This window comes from Tabrizicola sp. (genome assembly GCF_016793705.1).
Classification (GTDB): domain Bacteria; phylum Pseudomonadota; class Alphaproteobacteria; order Rhodobacterales; family Rhodobacteraceae; genus Tabrizicola.
Map to the genome: position 1 here is coordinate 33427 of NZ_JAEULO010000066.1, position 20793 is coordinate 54219.

18 protein-coding genes and 1 tRNA gene are annotated in these 20793 nt (G+C 66.3%); 2 read left to right on the forward strand and 17 right to left on the reverse strand.

Annotated features, from left to right (window positions below):
* Positions 1-191: 191 nt before the first annotated feature.
* From ftsA to JNJ68_RS16710, 12 genes are all read right to left on the reverse strand, one after another.
* On the reverse strand, positions 192-1526 hold the full coding sequence (gene ftsA, locus JNJ68_RS16655) for a cell division protein FtsA (protein ID WP_294984005.1): 1335 nt from the start codon (positions 1524-1526) through the stop codon (positions 192-194).
* Positions 1523-2383 carry a cell division protein FtsQ/DivIB gene (locus JNJ68_RS16660; protein ID WP_294984008.1) on the reverse strand — a complete coding sequence of 287 codons (861 nt, stop codon included), beginning with the start codon at positions 2381-2383 and terminating at the stop codon, positions 1523-1525. The genes ftsA and JNJ68_RS16660 overlap by 4 nt, the downstream gene beginning before the upstream one ends.
* 23 nt (positions 2384-2406) lie before the next feature.
* Positions 2407-3327: a D-alanine--D-alanine ligase gene (locus JNJ68_RS16665; RefSeq protein WP_294984011.1), complete on the reverse strand. Its 921-nt coding sequence runs from the start codon at positions 3325-3327 to the stop codon at positions 2407-2409.
* A gap of 39 nt (positions 3328-3366) precedes the next feature.
* Positions 3367-4293 carry a UDP-N-acetylmuramate dehydrogenase gene (gene murB / locus JNJ68_RS16670; RefSeq protein ID WP_294984013.1) on the reverse strand — a complete coding sequence of 309 codons (927 nt, stop codon included), beginning with the start codon at positions 4291-4293 and terminating at the stop codon, positions 3367-3369.
* A 40-nt stretch (positions 4294-4333) separates the two neighbouring features.
* Positions 4334-4600: a hypothetical protein gene (locus tag JNJ68_RS16675; protein WP_294984016.1), complete on the reverse strand. Its 267-nt coding sequence runs from the start codon at positions 4598-4600 to the stop codon at positions 4334-4336.
* A 4-nt stretch (positions 4601-4604) separates the two neighbouring features.
* Positions 4605-4847 carry a DUF2484 family protein gene (locus tag JNJ68_RS16680; RefSeq protein ID WP_294984018.1) on the reverse strand — a complete coding sequence of 81 codons (243 nt, stop codon included), beginning with the start codon at positions 4845-4847 and terminating at the stop codon, positions 4605-4607.
* The gene (locus tag JNJ68_RS16685) at positions 4847-5113 is read right to left on the reverse strand and encodes a DUF2484 family protein (protein WP_294984021.1); all 267 of its coding nucleotides are present in this window, start codon (positions 5111-5113) and stop codon (positions 4847-4849) included. The genes JNJ68_RS16680 and JNJ68_RS16685 overlap by 1 nt, the downstream gene beginning before the upstream one ends.
* 79 nt (positions 5114-5192) lie before the next feature.
* Positions 5193-6602 carry a UDP-N-acetylmuramate--L-alanine ligase gene (gene murC, locus JNJ68_RS16690; protein WP_294984023.1) on the reverse strand — a complete coding sequence of 470 codons (1410 nt, stop codon included), beginning with the start codon at positions 6600-6602 and terminating at the stop codon, positions 5193-5195.
* Positions 6599-7693 carry a UDP-N-acetylglucosamine--N-acetylmuramyl-(pentapeptide) pyrophosphoryl-undecaprenol N-acetylglucosamine transferase gene (locus JNJ68_RS16695; protein ID WP_294984240.1) on the reverse strand — a complete coding sequence of 365 codons (1095 nt, stop codon included), beginning with the start codon at positions 7691-7693 and terminating at the stop codon, positions 6599-6601. Before JNJ68_RS16695 ends, murC begins: the two co-directional genes overlap by 4 nt.
* Complete coding sequence (locus tag JNJ68_RS16700) at positions 7690-8853, reverse strand: putative peptidoglycan glycosyltransferase FtsW (protein WP_294984026.1); 1164 nt, start codon at positions 8851-8853, stop codon at positions 7690-7692. The genes JNJ68_RS16695 and JNJ68_RS16700 overlap by 4 nt, the downstream gene beginning before the upstream one ends.
* Before the next feature lie 144 nt (positions 8854-8997).
* Entirely contained in the window at positions 8998-9639 is a 642-nt protein-coding gene (locus JNJ68_RS16705) for a nucleoside/nucleotide kinase family protein (RefSeq protein ID WP_294984027.1), read from the reverse strand.
* A gap of 180 nt (positions 9640-9819) precedes the next feature.
* Positions 9820-12201 carry a UvrD-helicase domain-containing protein gene (locus tag JNJ68_RS16710; protein ID WP_294984030.1) on the reverse strand — a complete coding sequence of 794 codons (2382 nt, stop codon included), beginning with the start codon at positions 12199-12201 and terminating at the stop codon, positions 9820-9822.
* A 202-nt stretch (positions 12202-12403) separates the two neighbouring features.
* Here JNJ68_RS16710 and JNJ68_RS16715 point away from each other — a divergent pair, with 202 nt between their 5' ends.
* Positions 12404-15844 (forward strand): pyruvate carboxylase, encoded by a 3441-nt coding sequence (locus tag JNJ68_RS16715; protein WP_294984032.1) that lies wholly within the window; start codon positions 12404-12406, stop codon positions 15842-15844.
* 37 nt (positions 15845-15881) lie between these two features.
* Here JNJ68_RS16715 and JNJ68_RS16720 read toward each other — a convergent pair whose 3' ends face one another.
* Together JNJ68_RS16720 and JNJ68_RS16725 are read right to left on the reverse strand one after the other, a co-directional pair.
* Positions 15882-16079 (reverse strand): CsbD family protein, encoded by a 198-nt coding sequence (locus tag JNJ68_RS16720; RefSeq protein ID WP_294984034.1) that lies wholly within the window; start codon positions 16077-16079, stop codon positions 15882-15884.
* A gap of 159 nt (positions 16080-16238) precedes the next feature.
* Positions 16239-16487, reverse strand: coding sequence for an EF-hand domain-containing protein (locus JNJ68_RS16725; RefSeq protein ID WP_294984037.1), 249 nt, complete (start codon positions 16485-16487; stop codon positions 16239-16241).
* A 306-nt stretch (positions 16488-16793) separates the two neighbouring features.
* Here JNJ68_RS16725 and JNJ68_RS16730 point away from each other — a divergent pair.
* A tRNA-Gly gene (locus tag JNJ68_RS16730) sits at positions 16794-16868 on the forward strand.
* A gap of 141 nt (positions 16869-17009) precedes the next feature.
* Here the strand turns inward: JNJ68_RS16730 and JNJ68_RS16735 are convergent.
* From JNJ68_RS16735 to JNJ68_RS16745, 3 genes are read right to left on the reverse strand one after another with little or no spacing between them, the layout of a single operon-like run.
* Positions 17010-17801, reverse strand: a complete 792-nt coding sequence (locus JNJ68_RS16735; RefSeq protein WP_294984040.1) for a CpsD/CapB family tyrosine-protein kinase — start codon at positions 17799-17801, stop codon at positions 17010-17012.
* Positions 17802-17807: 6 nt separating this feature from the next.
* On the reverse strand, positions 17808-19358 hold the full coding sequence (locus JNJ68_RS16740; RefSeq protein ID WP_294984043.1) for a lipopolysaccharide biosynthesis protein: 1551 nt from the start codon (positions 19356-19358) through the stop codon (positions 17808-17810).
* Positions 19355-20425: an AAA family ATPase gene (locus JNJ68_RS16745; RefSeq protein ID WP_294984044.1), complete on the reverse strand. Its 1071-nt coding sequence runs from the start codon at positions 20423-20425 to the stop codon at positions 19355-19357. The genes JNJ68_RS16740 and JNJ68_RS16745 overlap by 4 nt, the downstream gene beginning before the upstream one ends.
* Positions 20426-20793: the final 368 nt, after the last annotated feature.

The following is a 20793-nucleotide window of genomic DNA, read 5'->3' on the forward strand; positions in this document are numbered from 1 at the left end:
GCCTGTCCGTTGTCCGCCGCCTGTTTTATCGGGCCTTTCTCGCGTGAATTCCCCTGCGGAAGGCCGACTTATCCCCGATTCTATCCACATGCATTGCAAAGGTCACGCAAAAACTATTGCGCAGCCACGAAATCTGGGGGTCAAACCCCCGAAATCAGCGGTATTTCGCCCTGCTCGCGTGGATATAGTGTTCACCAGTTATCCTTGAACCATTTGACGGCCCGCCGCAGCGAGCGTGCCGGGTAGCGTTCCGCCGGAATCTCGAAGTCCCACCATTCGTCCTGCGGATGCGCGGCGAAGAGGCAAAGGCCCACCGCGCTGGCAAAGGCCGCCCCGGTCGCCGCCTGCGGCAGGCCCTGCACCCGCAGCGGCCGCCCCAGCCGCACCCGCTGGCCCAGCACCCGCGTCGCGATGCCGTCGAGGCCGGGGATCTGGCTGGCGCCGCCGGTCAGCACGATCTGCTGGCTCGGCAGCGTGTCGAACCCCGCCGCATCCAGCGTGGCCCGAACCTCCTCCAGAATCTCCTCGACGCGCGGGCGCATGATGCCGATCAGTTCCGTCCGGCTGATCTGGCGGCGGTCCTTCTCCCAGTCGCCCGAGTCGCCGCCGATGTCGATCATCTCGCGGTCGTCCATGCCGGTGGCGTAAAGCCCGCCGTGCCGCGTCTTGATCCGCTCGGCCACCGCCAGCGGGATCTGCAGTCCCTTGGAAATGTCAGAGGTCACATGGTCCCCGCCCATCCGCACCGAATCCGAATAGATCATGTGCTTCTTCATGAAGATCGAGATACCGGTCGCCCCGCCGCCCATGTCGATGCAGGCCGCGCCCAGTTCCTGCTCGTCCTCGACGAGGCTGGAAATCGCCGAGACATAGGCCGAGGAGGCAATCCCCGCCAATTCCAGGTCGCAGCGCTTGATGCAGTACAAGAGGTTCTGCACCACGTCGCCCTCGACCGACAGAAGATGCATGTCCACCGCCAGCCGGTGCCCGATCTGCCCGCGCGGATCGCCAAGGCCGGAACGGTGATCCAGCGCAAAGTTCACCGGCTGGGCGTGCAGCACCTCGCGGCCATGCCCGAGGTCGGGCACGTCGCAGGCCGCCAGCACACGGGACACGTCCTGCTCCGTCACCACGCTGTCCTGCAGGTCCAGTTCCCCCGCCAGCCCATAGCTGCGCGGCTCCGCCCCCGAGAAGCAGGCGATCACATGGTCGACCCGCACATTCGCCATCTTCTGCGCCGCCTGCACCGCCGTGCGGATCGCGCGTTCCGTCTCGTTCATCACCGCGATCTCGCCGAAACGCACCCCCCGGGACCGCGTCGTCGCCGCCCCGATCACCCGGAACTGGCTTTGCCCGGCCATCGGCCCGACCCCATCCTGTTCGCGCAGCCGGTCCGGCCCGTCGAAGCGCAGGATCAGACAGGCGATCTTGCTTGTGCCTACGTCCAGAATGGCGATCACGCCGCGCTGCATGGCAGCCCGACGCATGTTCCGCATGGCACGCTGGGAAGTATAGAGATCGGTCACAGTTCGTTCTCCACGGTGTCTAGGCCTTGCGCGCGACGGATATCGGCAAGGGCATGGGGGGTCAGGCGAAGGGTGGGGCGGTGGTCCGACCGCAGGTCGACGGTCAGGATGTCGCGGTTCATCAGGTCCTGGGCATGGTCCAGCGCCAAGAGGCGCTCCAGCGCCTGCACCGGGTTGGTCGCGGGCAAGAGCACGCGCTGGTCGCGGTCGAGCACCAGGTCCCAGCGCCGGTCGCCGACGCGCACCAGCCCCCGGATGCGCGGGGTCAGTGGCCCGGCGGCGGCGATCAGGTCCAGCGCTTCCGGCGTGGCGGCATCCGCCCCCTCGCCCGCGATCAGCGGCAGGTCGGCCCGGTCGGCCCGTGACAAAAGCCCCGCGACGCGGTGGCCGGTCTCGTCGACCAGCGTCAGCCCGTCCTCGGTGCGCCAGACCGCGACCGGCACCCGCTCGGTGATCACCACCTGCAGGATGCCGCCCGACCGCACCCGGAGGTCGGCCTTCTTCACCGCATCCAGCGCCTCGATCCGTGCCCGCGCAGCATCCAGGTCGATATCGAAGGACGACATCGGCAAGGGCAGCGCCAGTTTCGCCCTGACCGCCGCGGCCAGATCATCCGACGCGCCCTCGACCCGCGCCAGCGACACCCGGAATTCGGGTCGCGCCTCGAACTCCTCGCGCAGATGCGTCAGCTGCCCGATCACCGCCTGCCGGTTCGGCTCGTGGCTGAACCACAGCGCGGCGGCCCCCAGGATCACCAGCGTCGGGATGCCCTTCACCACGAAGCCGCGCACGTAGGGCGTCAGCATCCAGCGTTGCAGCCGGTAGTCCCATTTCGACGGTGCCGGGTCGCGGCGCATACGCGCAGCAGGACGGCGGGCGCTCAGCGATTGCATGACGCATCCCTCACCAGCCAGTCGCACAACGCCGGGAAGGAATGGCCGCGAAGCGCAGCCTGTTCGGGCGCCAGAGACGTGGGCGTCATCCCGGGCTGGGTGTTGGTCTCCAGCAGGATGATCCCGTCCACGCCCCGGCTGTCGTCCCAGCGCATGTCGGTGCGCGAAAGCCCCCGGCAGCCCAGCGCCAGATGGGCACGCGACGCATAGTCCAGACAGGCCGCCGTCACCTCTGCGGGCATGTTCGCGGGCAGTTCATGCCGGCTGCCCCCCGGCTTGTATTTCGCGTCATAGTCATACCAGCCGTCGGTGATGATATCCGTCACCGCCAGCGCGCGGTCGCCCATCACCGATACCGAAAGCTCGCGCCCCGGAGCATAGGTCTCGACCATCACCACCGCAGGCATCGACGCCGCCAGCCGTGGCGCATTCGCCCCCTCGCGCACGATATAGACCCCGACCGAGGACCCCTCGTTGTAAGGCTTCACCACGTAAGGAGCCGGCAGCACATGCCCCGCCTCTACCTCTTCCCGCGTCGCCAGCACGCTTTCCACCACCGGCAGCCCGGCCGCGCGGTAGACCTCCTTGGTCTTCACCTTGTCCATCGCCAGGGCCGAGGCCAGCACGCCGGAATGCGTATAGGGGATGCCAAGCCATTCCAGCAGGCCCTGGACGCAGCCATCCTCGCCCCAGCGGCCATGCAAGGCGTTGAAACAGACGTCGGGGCGCAATTCGGCCAGCCGCGCAGGCAGATCGGGGCCGCAATCGACCTCGATCACCCCATACCCGGCCTCCCCAAGGGCTTTGGCGCATGCGCGCCCGGAGACGAGGGAAACCTCCCGCTCAGCGGAAAGCCCACCCATCAGAACCGCCACTTTGGGGGCCATCCTGCTCGATGCGCCCGCCATACACTGCCTCATCCGGGTCTGTTGCCGACCCGTGACTTGTTATTCGCGCGGATATTCTCCGACCCGCATGATTTCCCACTCTAGCGTGATACCGCTTGATTGGTAAACCTTTTTCCTGACCTCCTCGCCCAGATTTTCCAGATCGGCGGCTGTCGCTCCTCCGGCATTGATCAGGAAGTTGGAATGCATGGTGGACATCTGCGCCCCGCCGACCCGCGCCCCGCGCATTCCGGCGTCGTCGATCACCTTCCAGGCTTTCAATTCATGGCTGTCATCCGCCTTCCCGGTAGACGAAAACCCCGCCGGATTGCGGAAGGTCGACCCCGCGCTGCGCTCCTTCGTCGGCTGGCTGGCATCGCGCTTGGCGATCTGCTCCGCCATCCGCGCCTCCAAAGCCGCCGGGTCGCCCGTTCCCGCCCGGAACACAGCCTGCACGATCACCGCCCCCGCAGGCAATTCGCTCTGCCGGTAGCGCAGGTGCAGCGCGCTGGCAGGCAGCGTCTCGATCCTCCCGTCACGGGTGACGATCCGAACCTCCTCCAGCACATCGGCCACATAGGACCCGTAGCACCCGGCATTCATCCGCACGGCCCCGCCGATGCTGCCGGGAATGGTGCGCAGGAAGGTCAGGTCCAGCCCCGCCTCCGCCGCCCGTTTCGCCACATGCGCATCCAGCGCCGCCGCCCCCGCGATAATCCGGTCGCCCTGAACCTCAATCCGATTGAACCCTCGCCCCAACCGGATCACCACCGCCCGCAACCCGCCATCCCGCACGATCAGGTTCGACCCCACGCCCATCGGGAACACCGCGACCGCAGGGTCCAGTGCCGCCAGGAAATCCGCCAGATCGGCCTCGTCCGCCGGCTGGTAAAGCCAGTCCGCCGGGCCACCCACCCGCAGCCAGGTCAGGTCGGCCAGCGGGCGATCCGGCGTCAGCACACCGCGCGTCTCGGGAAGTTTGGTCATGGCCAGGTTTCTGCGGCGGTTTCGCGCCCCACGCAAGCCCTCAGCGGCGCCGCAGCCGTGCGGTCGTGATCCCGATCGCCACACCCAGCAGGATCGGGGCCGCAAAGACCAGGGTCGCCTTGGCCATCTGCACCCCTTCGGCGACAGACAGCCCTCGTCGTTGCCACTGCATCGCGATCATCAGGACCAGCGCAAGCACCGGGAGCGCGAGCGCCGCGCCCCAGCCGTAGCGCCGCGTCATGGCATGGGCGATAACCCCGGCGAAGACGATGGTCCCCCCTCCGATCACCCAGACCAGACCCGGCATCGCCCTAGCCCACCTGACGGCGCAGCCAGCGCCAGAAGAAGACCACCGGCCAGCGCAGGATCGACGCCCCCGCCGCCAGCAGCACAAGGCCAACCACCGGACCGCTCTCCCACGTCGCCCAGCCCAGGAGCGGCACGCCGATGGCGATCATCACATAGGCCGCCCGCCAATGCAGGTCGCGTGAAGGGAACATCCCGATCACATTCGCCGCGATCAGCCAGACCAGACACAGGGCCAGGGGCAGCATCACTTCTCCAGCTCCTTCGGCGACCGGGCCGGACGGCCCGTTGCCCGGCGCAGGAAGTAAAGCAGCGGATTGCGGAACATTGACAGGAAGGCGAACAGCCCGATGGCCAGCCAGAGCCAGCCATGGGCCGTGCCGATCCAGGCCAACAGCACCGGGGCCGCGACCAGAAGCATCAGTCCCGGCACCATCTGCCACCGCATCGGCAGCATCGCGGTGGCGGCGGCCGCCAGCACCCAAAGGCAGCCGAGGATCAGCGGTGTGCTCATACGGCGCGAACCGTTCGGTTCAGGGGACCAAATTCCTTCGAAGGAATTTGCAAGACTTTTCGAAAAGTCTTGTCTCCCCTCATACCGCCTGCCCCACCAGCTTCGCAGGCAGCGCATTGGCCCAGGCAGAAATCGTCCCCGCGCCCAGGCAGACCACCATGTCCCCCGACCGCGCCTGTTCCTTCACCAGCCGCACCAGCTCGGATTCGTCCTGCAAGGCCCGCGCATGGCGGTGCCCATGGGCGATCAGCCCAGCCACCAGATCATCGCGGCTCGCACCCGGGATCGGGTCCTCGCCCGCCGCGTAGACCTCGGCGATCGCCACCACATCCGCCTCGTTGAAGCAGGTGCAGAATTCCTCGAACAGATGGCTGAGACGAGTATACCGATGCGGCTGATGCACCGCGATGATCCGCCCCTTGGTCGCCTGCCGCGCCGCCTTCAGCACGGCGGCGATCTCCACCGGGTGATGGCCGTAGTCGTCGATGATCGTGACGCCCCCCACCTCGCCCACCCGGGTGAACCGCCGGTTGACGCCGGCGAATCCGGCCAGCGCCTCGCGGATCTCGTCCTTCTTCATCCCCAGATGCCGCGCGACCGCAACCGCCGACAGCGCGTTGCTGACGTTGTGATCCCCCGGCATCGGCAGGGTGCAGCCTTCGATCACTCCACCCTCGCCCTGCAGCGCCACGTCGAAATGCGCCACCCCGTTCTCGTAACTCAGGTTCACCGCCCGCACATCCGCCTGCGCGTTGAAGCCGAAAGTGACAACCCGCCGGTCCGTCACCCGCCCGACCAAGGCCTGCACCTCGGGATGATCCGTGCAGCACACCGCCAGCCCGTAGAACGGCACGTTCGACACGAAATCCAGGAACCCCTTCCGCAGCGCGTCGAAGGTCCCCCAATGCTCCATATGCTCGGGGTCGATGTTGGTCACGATGGCGATGGTCGCGGGCAGCCGGTTGAACGACCCGTCCGACTCATCCGCCTCCACCACCATCCACTCCCCCGCCCCCGCGCGAGCGTTGGACCCATAGGCGTGGATCACCCCGCCGTTGATCACCGTCGGATCGAACCCGCCCTTGTCCAGAAGCGTCGCCACCATCGTCGTCGTCGTCGTCTTGCCATGCGTCCCGGCAATCGCGATGTTCGACCGCAGTCGCATGAGTTCCGCCAGCATCTCGGCCCGGCGCACCACCGGCAGTTTCCGGCGCCGCGCCTCTTCCAGTTCCGGGTTGCCCTTCTTGATCGCGCTGGAGATCACCACCACCGACACGCCGTCGCCGATGTTCTCGGCCCGCTGCCCCTCGAAGAAGGTGGCGCCCAGCTTCACCAGCCGGTCGGTGATCTTCGACGCCTTCGCGTCCGAGCCCTGCACCGGATAGCCCAGCGTCATCAGCACCTCGGCGATGCCCGACATCCCGATGCCCCCGATGCCGACGAAATGGATCGGCCCCAGCTCCAGCGGAAGCTTCGTCGCTGCGTTCATTTTGCGTCTCCGGCCAACTCTTCAACCAATGCCACCAGCCGCGCCGTCGCGTCCGGCTTGCCCTCGCCCAACGCCGCCCTCGCCATCGTCTCGGCCCGGTGCGGATCGCTCAGGATCGCGGCGATGTGGCCCGCAAGCGAGCCCGCGTCAAGCGCGCTCTCCGGCACAATCACCGCCGCCGCTGCGTCAGAAAGCCCCTTCGCATTCGCCGTCTGGTGATCCCCGGTCGCTGCCGCATAGGGGATCAGCACCGCCGGGCGCCCGATCACGCTGATGTCCGCCACCGAGGACGCGCCCGACCGGCTGATCACCAGCTGCGCCTCCGACAACCGCCGGGGAATGTCGGTGAAGAACGGCGCGATCTCGGCCCTGACCCCCGCCGCCTCGTAGGCAGCCGCCGCCCGCGCCCCGTCCTCGTCCCGCGCCTGATGCGCGACGCGCAGGTTCGCCCGCAAGGCTTCCGGCAACAGCGCCACCGCCGCGGGCACCACATCGGACAGGATGCGCGCACCCTGCGATCCCCCGATCACCACAAGCGCCATCGGATAGTCCCCCGGCGGGATATAAGGCGCCGCGGCCCGGTCCAGCACCGCCTGCCGCACCGGATTGCCCACCGGCTCCCCGGTCACGCCCACGGGCAGCGCCGTCGGCCATGTCCCGCAGGCCACCTTGTCGACCCGCCGGGAAAAGACCTGATTCACCCGGCCCAGCACCCCGTTCTGCTCATGGATCATCCGCGGCCGCCGCAAGACCCAGGCCGCCGACAGCGCCGGGATCGAGGGATAGCCGCCAAACCCCACCACCACCGCCGGCTTGTCGCGCAGCTGCGACCAGATCGCGCCAAAGACCCCGCCGATGATCCGGAACGGCACCAGAAGCTTTGCCGCTGCCCCGCCCCGCGCAAACGTGGCGCTCGCCACCTTCTCCACCGTCACTTCGGCCGGGAACCCGCCGGCATAGCGCGCGCCACGATCATCGGTGGACAGCTTCACCCGCCAGCCACGCGCCAGCATCGCCTCGGCCAGGGCCTGCGCCGGGAACATATGCCCGCCCGTGCCCCCCGCCGCGATCAGGAGAAGCTTCGCCATCAGCGACCCCGCCGGAAGACGTCGCTCATCTGCCCGCGCGGCCGTTCCCGCGTCAGCGCCAAGAGCATCCCCAGCGTGATCCCCGCGGCAATGACCGACGACCCGCCGTAGGACACGAAGGGCAGCGTCATCCCCTTGGCAGGCAGCAGCCGCACCGCCACGCCCATGTTGATCATCGCCTGCACCCCGAAGATACAGGCCATACCCGCCCCCGCCAGCCGCGCGAACGGGTCGCGCTCGGGCAGCAGCCGCCACAGCGACCGCACCACGATCACGCAGTAAAGCGCGAGGATGCCCAGCACCAGCAGCAGGCCATATTCTTCAGCCGCCACCGCGATGATGAAGTCGGTATGCGCATCCGGCAGCGACCATTTCACCTGCCCCTCGCCCACGCCCACGCCGAAGAACCCGCCCTCCTGGATCGCGTTCGCGGCATAGCCAAGCTGCGTCCGCGGGTCGACATCCGGCGACAGGAACCCGTCGATCCGCCGCGCGAAATGCTCCGAGCTTTCATAGAACAACAGCCCGCCGCCCGCGACCAGACCACCCACCACCGCAATCAGCAGCATCGGCGCCCCGCCGACGAAATAGACCACCCCCCAGGCGAACAGCACCAGCGCCGACTGGCCGAAGTCCGGCTGCATCGCCAGGAAACCGACCACGACCAGCGTCAGCGCGAAGGACAGAAGCTTGCCCGGCGGGCCGTTCAGGTCCTGGCTCGCCGCGATCAGCCAGGCCACCACGATCACGAAGCCCGGCTTCAGGAACTCGGACGGCTGGACCGAGGCGAACCCGAAGGAAAACCAGCGCACCGCGCCCTTGCCGAAATCCGTCCCGAACAAAGGCAGCAGCATCAGTGCCAGCATCGACACCGCGAAGCCCATCACCCCCAACCGCCGCACCATGTCGGGCGGCATCATCGAGATGCCCAGCATCACCACCAGCGCCACCCCACCGAAGAAGGCCTGGCGCTGCACATAGTAGAACGGCTCCAGCCCGTTTCGCGTCGCGAGCGGCACCGAGGCCGCCAGACCCAGCAACAGCCCGACCCCGAACAGGATGAAGACGCTGGTCAGCGTCCACTTGTCGATCGTGCGCCACCAGCGTGGGATGACCGGCTCGGACACCCGAACGGGATTGGAGCCATAGACCATTTCAGTCATGGAAAACCGCCTGTTACGCCTGCTCTGCCTTTGGAAGCCCGAGTGTATTCCCCGGGTCTTCGCTGGTCAGACTAGCGCCAAACCCTTTGCAAGGCCAGCGCGAATGCAAGTCTTCTCAGCGGGGAATTTGTCGCGCCGTAACGCCTATCCGTTGCGGATCACATGGTCCGCCGCGATCGACCCGTCGCGCACCCAGCGCCCGTTCGGCAGGTCGTTTTCCTCGAGCTTCTCGATGATTTCGGCTTCCGTCAGCCCCAGCCTTTCCCACCGCCCCCGCAACCGGGCGCGCAGGGCGTGTTCGGGGACCTCGACCATCACCGTCAGGTCGAACATCGGGCGCAGCCTGTCCCAGGGCGACTGGTTGAGCAAGAGCCAGTTCCCCTCGACCAGGATCACCGGCACCTCTTTCGGGATCAGCCGCGCTCCCGCCCGGGCGATCTCGATCTTGCGGTCGAAGACCGGAACGGCGACCTCCGCCTCCTCCCGCGCCCGCAGGCGGAGGAGCGTGTGGTAAAGCCCGCCCACGTCGAAGGTCATCGGCGCGCCCTTCCGGGGCCGCAGCCCGGCAGGCACCAGATGCAGGTCATCATAATGATACCCGTCCATCGGCAACACCGCCGCCAACCCCACCTGCCGACCGTTCAGCTTGCCCGCCAGCTTGTCGGCAAGGGTGGATTTCCCCGATCCGGGAGCGCCCGCCAACGCCGCGATGACCCGTCCTCCGGTGGCGGCGCGCGCTTCCAGCAGATCGGCCAGTGCCGCGATCTCGGTGGTTTCCGCCGTCATTCCGCCCCTCCCCCGGATTTGCGCGACCTTGCACGAAGTCGCAGAGTGCACGCAAGACAGGCCCGTTCCCCTGCCGCCTCGCGGCCCTGCGGACAGAAGTTAAGAAACCGTAAGCACTCACGACCAAGCTACTGTTTATACGGTATAATCCGAAAATGTCCACCGTGGACACGTCGCGCCTCAGAACGGCACGTCATCCACCTGATCCGCCGGGATCACCCAGCGGGCCACCACCTTCTTCGACCCGGCATGGTCGAACTCCACGTCCAGCTTGTCGCCCTCGATCCCCATGATCTCGCCATAGCCGAACTTCTGGTGGAACACCCGGTCCCCGATCACATAGGGCGAGGCCGCGTCCATATCGATCACCACATGCCGCGCCTCCTGCGGCTGCCGGATGGGCAGGTGCGACTGGTTCTCCTGCAACCGCCGCCAGCCGGGGGAATTGTAGACGTCGGCCTTCGAGACCCGGTCCTCCAGGCTCGACCCGAACCCCACCGGAGCCGCCGCCCCGTAGCCGCCGCCGTAGAGGCCGGGGGCGGTGAGGACCTCGACATGATCCTGCGGGAGTTCGTCGATGAAGCGGGAGGGAAGCTGGCTCTGCCATTGGCCATAGACCCGCCGGTTCGAGGCGAAGCTGATCGTGCATAGCTCCTCGGACCGGGTGATCCCGACATAGGCCAGCCGCCGCTCCTCCTCCAGTCCCTTCAGCCCGCTCTCATCCATGCTGCGCTGGCTGGGGAACAGCCCGTCCTCCCAGCCCGGCAGGAAGACCACCGGAAACTCCAGCCCCTTGGCGGCGTGAAGGGTCATGATCGTGACCTTCTCCTCCGCCCCCTCGGTCTCGTTGTCCATGATGAGCGAGACGTGTTCCAGGAAGCCTTGCAGGTTGTCGAACTGCTCCAGCGCCTTGATCAGTTCCTTGAGGTTGTCGAGCCGCCCCGGAGCCTCCGGCGTCTTGTCGGTCTGCCACATTTCCGTGTAGCCGGACTCATCGAGGATCGTTTCGGCCAGGCGGATGTGGTCGTACTCCGGGTGCAGCGTCGCCACATGCCAGCGGTCCATCCCATCGACAAAGGCCCGCAGCTGCGAGGCCCCCTTGCCGGGGATCACCCCCTTCGCCAGCGCCTCGCGCGCGCCGTCCAGCAAGGACACCCCTGCCCCGCGCGCCAGCACGTTGATCTTCGACTGCGCGGTGTCGCCGAGGCCGCGTTTCGGGAGGTTCACCACACGCTCGAAGGCGAGGTCGTCGTCGGGGCTGACCGCCAGCCGGAAATAGGCCATCGCATCGCGGATTTCCTGGCGTTCGTAGAAGCGCGGGCCGCCGATCACACGGTAAGGCAGGCCGATGGTGAGGAAACGGTCCTCGAAGGCCCGCATCTGGTGGGAGGCACGGACGAGGATCGCCTGGTGGTTCAGGTCCACTGGCTCCATGCCGCGGGTGCCGCGCTGGATCGCCTCGATCTCCTCGCCGATCCAGCGGGCCTCTTCCTCGCCGTCCCAGTGGCCGATCAGGCGGACCTTCTCGCCAAGCTCTCCGGCGGTCCACAGCGTCTTGCCGAGGCGGCCAGCGTTCTTGGCGATGATGCCGCTTGCCGCCGCAAGGATATGGCCGGTGGAGCGGTAGTTCTGTTCCAGCCGGATGACCTGCGCGCCGGGGAAGTCCTTCTCGAAGCGCAGGATGTTGCCGACCTCGGCCCCGCGCCAGCCGTAGATCGACTGGTCATCATCGCCGACACAGCAGATGTTCCGGTGCGCCTGCGCCAGCAGCCGCAGCCAGAGGTATTGGGCGACGTTGGTGTCCTGATATTCGTCGACGAGGATGTAGCGGAACCAGCGCTGGTATTGTTGAAGCACGTCGGGGCGGGTCTGGAAGATGGTGACGCAATGCAGCAGCAGGTCGCCGAAATCCACCGCGTTCAGGGTCTTCAACCGGTCCTGATAGGCCGCATAAAGCTCGGTTCCCCGGTTGTTGTAGGCTGACGCCTCGGAGGACGGCACCTTCTCCGGCGTCCAGGCGCGGTTCTTCCAGCCATCGATCAGGCTGGCGAGCAGGCGAGCGGGCCAGCGCTTTTCGTCGATGTTCGCCGCCAGCACCAGTTGCTTGAGAAGCCTGATCTGATCATCGGTGTCGAGGATGGTGAAGTTCGGCTTCAGCCCCACCAGTTCGGCATGCCGCCGCAGGATCTTCACCGAGAGCGAGTGGAAGGTGCCCATCCAGGGCATCCCCTCGGCCACTTCGCCCAGCATCCGGTAGACCCGCTCCTTCATCTCGCGCGCGGCCTTGTTGGTGAAGGTTACGGCCAGGATTTCGTTCGGGCGGGCGCGGCGCTGGTGCAGGAGATGGACGATCCGGGCGGTCAGGGCCTTGGTCTTGCCCGTCCCCGCCCCAGCGAGCATCAGGACCGGACCATCCAGCGCACGGACGGCGTCCAGCTGCGCGGGGTTCAGGCCGTCGAGATAATCCTCGCGTCCCGATGGCTGCGCCCGCGCCGCCATCGCGCGCTGCGACAGCGGAACGACGGCGGCCTCAAAAGCCTGGTCTTCGTCCCATCCGGTCATGCCCGGCAGTATAGCGGGATCGGCGCGGGGGGAAAGGGCCAGCGTTCCTTCATTGTTCTTGCAGGCCGTTGCTTCCCTGTGCAGCATCGGTTGCGACATCCGTCCATGTCGCAATTCAGTTGGAAATCGCCGTCAAAGTCTCTTGCGCTGCAGCGCAGCACCCCTAATGTGCACCCGTCCTGCTGCCTGGGGAGAGCCGCCGATGCCCGAGTTCAAGAAGATTCTGGTCGCCAACCGCGGCGAGATCGCGATCCGCGTCATGCGGGCGGCGAACGAGATGGGCAAGAAGACCGTCGCGGTCTATGCCGAGGAGGACAAGCTGAGCCTGCACCGCTTCAAGGCGGACGAGGCCTACCGGATCGGCGAGGGGCTGTCCCCCGTGGGCGCTTACCTGAGCATCCCCGAGATCATCCGGGTCGCACGGATGGCGGGGGCGGATGCGATCCATCCGGGCTATGGCCTGTTGTCCGAGAACCCGGATTTCGTCGATGCCTGCGATCAGGCCGGGATCACCTTCATCGGCCCGCAGGCCGACACAATGCGCGCGCTTGGCGACAAGGCCAGCGCCCGGCGGGTGGCGATGGAGGCAGGCGTCCCGGTCATCCCGGCAACGGAAGTGCTGGGCGATGACATGGCGCTGATCAAGAAGCAGGCCAAGGAGGTCGGCTATCCCCTGATGCTCAAGGCCAGCTGGGGCGGCGGCGGGCGGGGGATGCGGCCGATCCTGTCGGAGGAGGAGCTGGAAGCCAAGGTTCGCGAAGGCCGGCGCGAGGCGGAGGCGGCCTTCGGCAATGGCGAAGGCTATCTCGAAAAGATGATCACCCGCGCCCGCCACGTCGAGGTTCAGATCCTCGGCGACAAGCAGGGCGATGTCTGGCACCTGTGGGAACGCGACTGCACCGTCCAGCGGCGGAACCAGAAGGTCGTCGAACGCGCCCCAGCGCCCTACCTCACGCAGGAACAGCGCGAGGAGGTCTGCGAGATGGCCAAGCGCATCTGCGGCCATGTGGCCTATGAATGCGCGGGAACGGTCGAGTTCCTGATGGATATGGACTCGGGGCATTTCTACTTCATCGAAGTGAACCCCCGGGTGCAGGTCGAGCATACCGTCACCGAGGAAGTGACCGGCATCGACATCGTCCAGGCGCAGATCCTGATCGAGGAGGGCAAATCGCTGCCCGAGGCGACCGGAGTGGCATCGCAGGCAGACGTGAAGCTGAACGGCCATGCGCTGCAATGCCGGGTGACGACGGAAGACCCGCTGAACAACTTCATCCCCGACTACGGGCGTCTGACGGCCTATCGTTCGGCCACCGGCAACGGCATCCGGCTCGACGGCGGCACGGCCTATGCGGGCTCGGTCATCACGCGGTACTACGACTCGCTGCTGGTGAAGGTGACGGCCCATGCCCAGACGCCGGAGAAGGCGATCGCCCGGATGGACCGGGCGCTGCGCGAATTCCGCATCCGGGGGGTGGCGACGAACATAGAGTTCGTGATCAACCTCTTGAAGCACAAGACCTTCCTGGACGACACCTACACCACCAAGTTCATCGACACGACGCCCGAGCTGTTCGCCTTCAAGAAGCGGCGTGACCGGGCGACGAAGATCCTGCTTTACATCGCCGACATCACCGTGAACGGCCACCCCGAGACGGCGGGGCGCGCCAAGCCTCCGGCGGAAGCAAAGCCGCCGAAAGCGCCGCTGCCCAAGGCGGACCCTGCGATGGGCACGCGCAACCTGCTGGAACAGAAGGGTCCGCAGGCGGTGGCCGACTGGATGAAGGCACAGACCAAGGTTCTTCTGACCGACACCACCATGCGCGACGGCCACCAGTCGCTGCTCGCGACCCGGATGCGGTCGATCGACATGATCAAGGTCGCGCCCGCCTATGCGGCGAACCTGCCGCAGCTGTTCAGCGTGGAGTGCTGGGGCGGCGCCACCTTCGACGTGGCCTACCGCTTCCTGCAGGAATGCCCCTGGCAGCGGTTGCGCGACCTGCGGGCGGCGATGCCGAACCTGATGACGCAGATGCTGCTGCGCGCCTCGAACGGCGTCGGCTACACCAACTACCCCGACAACGTTGTGCGGTCCTTCGTGTTGCAGGCCGCCAAGACCGGGGTCGATGTGTTCCGCGTCTTCGACAGCCTCAACTGGGTCGAAAACATGCGCGTCGCGATGGATGCCGTGCTGGAGGCGAACAAGCTCTGCGAGGGGACGATCTGCTATACCGGCGACCTCCTGGACCCCGCCCGGTCGAAGTATGACCTGAAATACTACCTCGACCGCGCGAAAGAGCTGAAATCGGCGGGCGCGCATGTGCTGGGCTTGAAGGACATGGCGGGGCTGTTGAAGCCTGCCGCTGCCCGCGTCCTGGTCAAGGCGCTGAAGCAGGAGATCGGCCTGCCGGTCCACTTCCACACCCATGACACCAGCGGGGCTGCGGCGGCGACGGTGCTGGCAGCCTGCGATGCGGGGGTGGACGCGGTGGACGCGGCGATGGATGCCTTCTCGGGCGGGACCTCGCAGCCCTGTCTGGGGTCCATCGTCGAGGCGCTGCGGAACACCGACCGGGACACCGGGCTGGACATCGCGGCGATCCGGCAGATTTCGGACTACTGGGAAGCGGTGCGCAAGCAGTACGCGGCCTTCGAAAGCGGCCTCCAGGCCCCGGCCTCGGAAGTCTACCTGCACGAGATGCCAGGCGGGCAGTTCACCAACCTCAAGGCGCAGGCGCGGTCGCTGGGGTTGGAAGAGCGCTGGCACGAGGTGGCACAGGCCTATGCCGATGCGAACCGGATGTTCGGCGACATCGTGAAGGTCACGCCGTCCTCAAAGGTCGTGGGCGACATGGCGCTGATGATGGTGGCGCAGGGGCTGACCCGCGCGCAGGTCGAGGACCCCAAGGTCGACGTCGCCTTCCCCGAAAGCGTGGCAGACATGCTGAAAGGCAACCTGGGGCAACCACATGGCGGCTGGCCCGAAGGCATCCTGAAGAAGGTGCTGAAGGGCGAGAAGCCGCTGACCGAACGGCCGGGCAAGTCGATGCCTGCGGTGGACCTGGAGGCCACGCGCAAGAAGGTCTCGGCCGAGATGAACGGGATCACCGTCGATGACGAGGACCTGAACGGTTATCTCATGTATCCCAAGGTCTTCCTCGACTACATGGGCCGCCACCGTCAATACGGCCCGGTCCGCACCCTGCCGACGCCGACCTTCTTCTACGGCATGCAGCCCGGCGACGAGATCGCGGTCGAGATCGACCCCGGCAAGACGCTTGAAATCCGGCTGCAGGCGGTGGGCGAAACGACCGAGGAAGGCGACGCAAGGGTCTTCTTCGAACTGAACGGCCAGCCCCGGGTGATCCGGGTGCCGAACCGGGCGATCAAGGCGAAGACGGCAGCGAAGCCGAAAGCGCAAGAAGGCAACCCCGCCCATATCGGCGCGCCGATGCCGGGGGCGGTGGCGTCCATTGCGGTTACGGTGGGTCAGAAGGTGCGGGCCGGCGATCTGCTCTTGAACATCGAGGCGATGAAGATGGAGACGGGCCTGCACTGCGACCGTGAGGCCACGGTCAAGGCGATTCATGTCCATCCGGGCAGCCAGATCGAGGCCAAGGACCTGCTGATCGAGCTGGAATAAGGCATCGGGCGGGGATCAGTCCCCGCCCTGCCTGTCGTCAGACCCGGTCGAAGAACTTGCGGACTTCGGTCTGCGCCTCTTCCTTGGTCTTGCCGTAGCGTTCCTGGATCAGCCCGGCCAGCTTATCGGCCTGACCCTCGGCCTGGTCAAGCTCATCATCGGTCAGCTTGCCCCACATGACTTTCGCCTCGCCCTTGAGCTGCTTCCATTTGCCCGCGATCTGGTCCTGGTTCATCGTCTTTCTCCTGTCCGATGGCGGCGCGTCGGGCGCGGCCTTCATGCCGGGACAACGATCCGCACCGGGCGCGGTTCCCGACGCATGTACCGATCGGCGGCGCCATGCGATATGAAAAGGGCCGCCCCGAAGGACGGCCCGGTCCGGCAGCGCTGCCGATCAGGCGGCGGTGAAGGCGCCCGCGTCGACGGCGGCCTGGAGTTCTTCAGCCGACAGTTCGCCCGAAGCGTCGGTGTCGGCGGCCTTGAAGGCCTCTTCGGTGACGGCGGTGTAGACGGCCTGCACTTCGGCCAGCGAGAAGCTGCCGTTCGCATCGGCGTCGGCAACGACCGGGGCGGCAGCCTCCTGAGCGAAGACGGCCGTGGCGGTCAGGGCCGAAGCGGCCAGAACGAGGGCGAATTTGGTCATGGTCTTTCTCCAGTTTGCGGCAACGCAGCATGCGCAGCCGCGCGAGAAGGCGTCACTGCCTTCGTCGCGCAAACTATTAATAACGTTTTAGAATCCAAGATGATTCCGCCGCTGTTTGCGCAAACCTCACAGCGATTTTACACTGCCTAAACAAGGCTTGACGCCGCGATTGCATCATCTGCGCAAACCGACCCGCAGGAGCAGCAGACCCGGCCCGGGCCTTGGTGCGAGAAATTTTCATCGTACTGCACTTTCCCTCTTGCGGCCCCCCGCTGGTCTTTATAAATCCCCTCTCGTCCAGACGGTGCGGGCGTAGCTCAGGGGTAGAGCATAACCTTGCCAAGGTTAGGGTCGTGAGTTCGAATCTCATCGCCCGCTCCAGTTTGGTCAGCAGGAATGGCGCCCTCCGGGGCGCCATTTGCTTTTTCATGCCTGCCGGACAGTCGAAGTCCTGCGATGCTCGTCCCGGTGGTGGCCAGGCCTTCGCGGCGGCGCGTGATGCGGAAGCACCGAAAGCGCGGCTCAGTCAGAATAGGCGCGCGATTCCTCGTCTTCCATGTAACGGCACTTGTTCAGCACCACGCCCAGCACCTGGGTCCGCATGGCGAGATCCTTGCCGCATTTCTCGATCTCGGCAACGGTCGTTTCCTCGGCCGCAGCAACCATCAGCGCGCAGTCGACCTGGTCGAGGAAGGCAAGCGCGTCGTCGCTGACCAGCATCGGCGACATGTCGAACAGGATGACATCCGGGCGCAGCCGCGCCTCGAGCGCATCAATCAGGTCCGCGGTGCGCGGGGCCGACAAAAGCTCGGCCGGGCTTGTCACGCCAGTCCCGCTGAGCGCGAGCGCCAGATTGGACCCGACGCGCCTGACCTGGGTCATGTCGAGTTGCCCCTCCCGCAGCCGCGTGGCGAACTGCGGCACGTCGGACAGGCCCAGAATGCCCGACAGCGACGGTCGCCGCAGGTCAAGTTCGACCAGAAGCACCCTCTTGTCGGTCAGTCGAGCCAGGCTGAAGGCCAGATTCAGCGCGACCGTCGACTTGCCGCTTCCCGGGGTCGGCGAGGTCACGGCGACCCGGGTCCAGGAATTTGCGCGCAGGGCCCGCAGCAGATTGGTGCGCATCACGTCAAAACTGGCGGCGTTCTTCCCCGGGTTCCGCGTCACGATTCGGTTGCGTGCCAGCAGCATCTGGTCCGGGCGAATCTCGGCAAGCTCCTGCCAGGGGCCGCTGTCGGCGGCGGGGGTCCCGGTCTGAAGTTTGCGGTCGCGGGCCGAACGTGCCTTGGCGAGGGCTGACTGGATCCGTTCCATCTGGGTCTACTCGGTCTTCACAGGGGCGGGGGCGTCACCCGCCGCGGGCGGGTTCGGCGCAAGGCCGATCAGCGTGCCGATCGGGGCGATGTACATATGGACAACCAGAAGGATGATCGGGATGTTGATCAGGAAGACAGCCAGCGTCGCCAGCCGGTTGGCCGACCAGCGGTGCCGGGGAGGCGCGCCGTCCAGATAGCCGATGGTGCCGAAGGGCGGCGCCCCCAGCGCCTTGACCAGTTCCGACGGGCGCCGGACCGTCTGGTTCAGGACTTCCAGCAACAGCAGAAGCGCGCCCGACAGGATCACTCCGGCCCCGAAGGAGGCGATGGCGATGCGCTTGCGGTTCGGCTCGGAGCGGTAGGCAGGAGGCACTGCCGCCTCGATCACGGTGATGCGTTGGCCGCGGTCGGTGACCTCGATCCGGTCGCCCATCCGCGCCTCGGACAGGCTGGCCACCGCCTGCTCGTACTGCACGCGCAACGTTTCGTAGTTGCTTTGCAGCTCCGCCAGCCGGATCGAGTTCGCCGGCGTTGCGTCGATCGAGGTTTCAAGCGCCTCGAGGTCCTTCTCCAGCCCGGCCTTCTGCTCGGCGAGGTAGGTGATCTGCCCGTCGATATCCAGCATCTGAACCTCGAAGGCCGACAGCTTTCCGCCGGTGCTGGCGCCCAGCTGCGACTTCACCGCCTCTTCCAGCGCGGCGACTTCCTGTTGCAGCGCCTTCACCCGCGGGTTGGTGGACGACATCACCACCAGGGCCGAGGCAAGCTCCTGCCGGGCGGTTTCCAGGCGGATTTCCTCGGGTGTGCGGTCCACGCCCGACGAGACAAGCCGGCCGGTCTGGTCGTAAAGCTCGGTCAGGCGGTCGCGCCGGTCGCGCAATGCGGCCAGTTCGCGGTTGACCTGCAAGAGCCGCTCCTGCTGCGAGGCCTGCCGCGTGCGGCGGTATTCCAGGCTTTCCGGCAGCGCATCGCGGTTCTTCTGCTCGAACTCCAGGATTTCTGCGTTCTGTTGCGCCAGCTCGGCGGTCAGACGACGGACCTCCTGCTCGAAGAAGTCCAGGGTATTGCCCGAAGCCTGGGTGCGCAGTTCCGTGCTCCAGGCCAGGACCTGCTGGGCGATCTCGTTGGTCACGCTGGCCGACAGCTCGGGCTCGGGCGCGGCGAAGGACACGATGACCACTCCGGTGTTGCCCTGGTTGGTCGGCATGTAGATCGCCACCCGGTTGCCGATCTGGGCCAGCTTCTGTTCCTCGGTTTCCTGGGTCATGCCCTCGAACAGATTGTGCGCAGTGGCGATGCTCAGCAGGTTCTCGCGCGTCATGATCCGTTGCTGGATCGCCAGCAGGATCTCGTCGGCGGTGGACACCACGGTCGAGGCGGCCAGGTTGTCGGGAATCTGCGGGCTTTCGATCAGCAGGCGTGCCTCGGCCCGGTAGACCGGAGACATGGACAGCGCATAGAGGATGCCGGCCATGGTCGCCGTGAAGACGATGGCGATGATGATCGGCAGCCGCCGCAGGATCAGGGAGAGATAGAATCGCGGATCAAAAGTCATTCGACAGTCTCATTCGCCGGGCTTGTGGCATTCGCGGAAAAGAATACACCGTCATCAAGGACTTGCTGGACAGTCGCCTGGGTGACGACCTGCTTTCCCCTGGTGAAGGCGTAGACCAGCGAAAGGTCGCATAGCTGATTGACCAGGCGGGGAACACCCCCGCTCACCTCATGTATCAGGTTCACCGCCGTCGCGCTGAAGATTCGCCGGTCGCAGCCGGCCACCTTCAGCCGATGTGGAATGTAGCCGCGCACCGTCTTCAGGTCCATCGCCGCAAGATGATAGCTGGCCGCCACGCGCTGCGCGAATTGCCGCATCCCCGGCCGGGACACCAGATCGCGCAGTTCAGGCTGGCCGATCAGCACGAGTTGCAGCACCTCGTCCTTGCCGGAGTTGATGTTGATGAACATCCGCAGCTCCTCAAGAGCCTCGGCACTGAGGTTCTGCGCCTCGTCGAAGATGAGCACGACATTCCGGCCCGCCGCGTATTCCGACAGCAGGAAGCTCTGGAAGCGCGAGAAGAGATCAACATAGCTTTCGTCGATCTCGGCGGGCTGCTCCAGTGCGTGCAGGACCCAACGCAACAGCTCGGCACGCGAGCCGTGGGGGTTCGAGATCAGGCCGACACGGACCTCCGGGCCAAGCGAGCGGACGAGGTGCAGAAGCAGCGTCGTCTTGCCCGCGCCGACTTCGCCGGTGATCAGCGTGATCGGGGCATGGGCGTGCACGCCGTATTCCAGCATCGTGTAGGCGCGCTGGTGCGACTGCGGCCAGAACAGGAAATCGGGGTCGGGCGTCAGCGCGAAAGGCCGCGCGGTCAGACCGAAATGCTCGGTGTAGATGTCGGCGGTCCGGGCCGAGGCGGGCGCATCGAACATATAGCGCGACCGGCTGCGGGTGCTGACGGCGGGCTTGGGCGGGGCTGGCTGGGGGAACGGTTCGGCTGCAGGAAGGGCGACAGGTGGCGGCGCGGGGGTCAGCTCGGCCCCGGGCGGGTCGTCGTCTGCGGCACCCGGGTCCAGCCACAGGATGCGGGACAACAACTTGCGGGACCTGCTGCGCGTCATCTACTCACCTTTAAGCAATTCCCCGGACTCAGGGGGACTTGTCCCCCCTCTAATAAGCAAACTTCCCCGGCATGGCGACGGCTTCCAGAGTACTGGTGCCGGGCTGGAAACAAAGTATGGAAATCAGCAGGCTAGGGCCGGTTTTGCCCCAGGAATGGCCATTTTCTTACCCAATATCCGTGCGTATCCAAGCAGAGTCATGTAGGAAAGCTCAAGGAAATTTTGTCGGCTCGCGAATCGTTGATGGTCCTGGTCTCCGCCCGGTTTTCGGGATGTTGCAAAGTAGGTGGGTTTGTGCCGACACATAGTGTCACCTTGGCACCGACCGGGCCGGGGAATGAATTCGAGCCGCCGCGAATAGCGACTGG

Excerpts from the sequence above, each read along its gene's own strand:
- JNJ68_RS16735 (WP_294984040.1), bottom strand. The coding sequence starts at position 17,801 with ATGGAACGGATCCAGTCAGCCCTCGCCAAGGCACGTTCGGCCCGCGAC.
- murB (WP_294984013.1), bottom strand. The coding sequence starts at position 4,293 with ATGACCAAACTTCCCGAGACGCGCGGTGTGCTGACGCCGGATCGCCCG.
- murC (WP_294984023.1), bottom strand. The coding sequence starts at position 6,602 with ATGAACGCAGCGACGAAGCTTCCGCTGGAGCTGGGGCCGATCCATTTC.
- JNJ68_RS16710 (WP_294984030.1), bottom strand. The coding sequence starts at position 12,201 with ATGACCGGATGGGACGAAGACCAGGCTTTTGAGGCCGCCGTCGTTCCG.
- JNJ68_RS16700 (WP_294984026.1), bottom strand. The coding sequence starts at position 8,853 with ATGACTGAAATGGTCTATGGCTCCAATCCCGTTCGGGTGTCCGAGCCG.
- JNJ68_RS16740 (WP_294984043.1), bottom strand. The coding sequence starts at position 19,358 with ATGACTTTTGATCCGCGATTCTATCTCTCCCTGATCCTGCGGCGGCTG.
- JNJ68_RS16720 (WP_294984034.1), bottom strand. The coding sequence starts at position 16,079 with ATGAACCAGGACCAGATCGCGGGCAAATGGAAGCAGCTCAAGGGCGAG.
- JNJ68_RS16725 (WP_294984037.1), bottom strand. The coding sequence starts at position 16,487 with ATGACCAAATTCGCCCTCGTTCTGGCCGCTTCGGCCCTGACCGCCACG.
- JNJ68_RS16705 (WP_294984027.1), bottom strand. The coding sequence starts at position 9,639 with ATGACGGCGGAAACCACCGAGATCGCGGCACTGGCCGATCTGCTGGAA.
- JNJ68_RS16680 (WP_294984018.1), bottom strand. The coding sequence starts at position 4,847 with ATGCTGCCCCTGGCCCTGTGTCTGGTCTGGCTGATCGCGGCGAATGTG.
- JNJ68_RS16715 (WP_294984032.1), top strand. The coding sequence starts at position 12,404 with ATGCCCGAGTTCAAGAAGATTCTGGTCGCCAACCGCGGCGAGATCGCG.
- JNJ68_RS16660 (WP_294984008.1), bottom strand. The coding sequence starts at position 2,383 with ATGCGCCGCGACCCGGCACCGTCGAAATGGGACTACCGGCTGCAACGC.
- JNJ68_RS16675 (WP_294984016.1), bottom strand. The coding sequence starts at position 4,600 with ATGCCGGGTCTGGTCTGGGTGATCGGAGGGGGGACCATCGTCTTCGCC.
- JNJ68_RS16685 (WP_294984021.1), bottom strand. The coding sequence starts at position 5,113 with ATGAGCACACCGCTGATCCTCGGCTGCCTTTGGGTGCTGGCGGCCGCC.
- JNJ68_RS16745 (WP_294984044.1), bottom strand. The coding sequence starts at position 20,425 with ATGACGCGCAGCAGGTCCCGCAAGTTGTTGTCCCGCATCCTGTGGCTG.
- JNJ68_RS16665 (WP_294984011.1), bottom strand. The coding sequence starts at position 3,327 with ATGGCGGGCGCATCGAGCAGGATGGCCCCCAAAGTGGCGGTTCTGATG.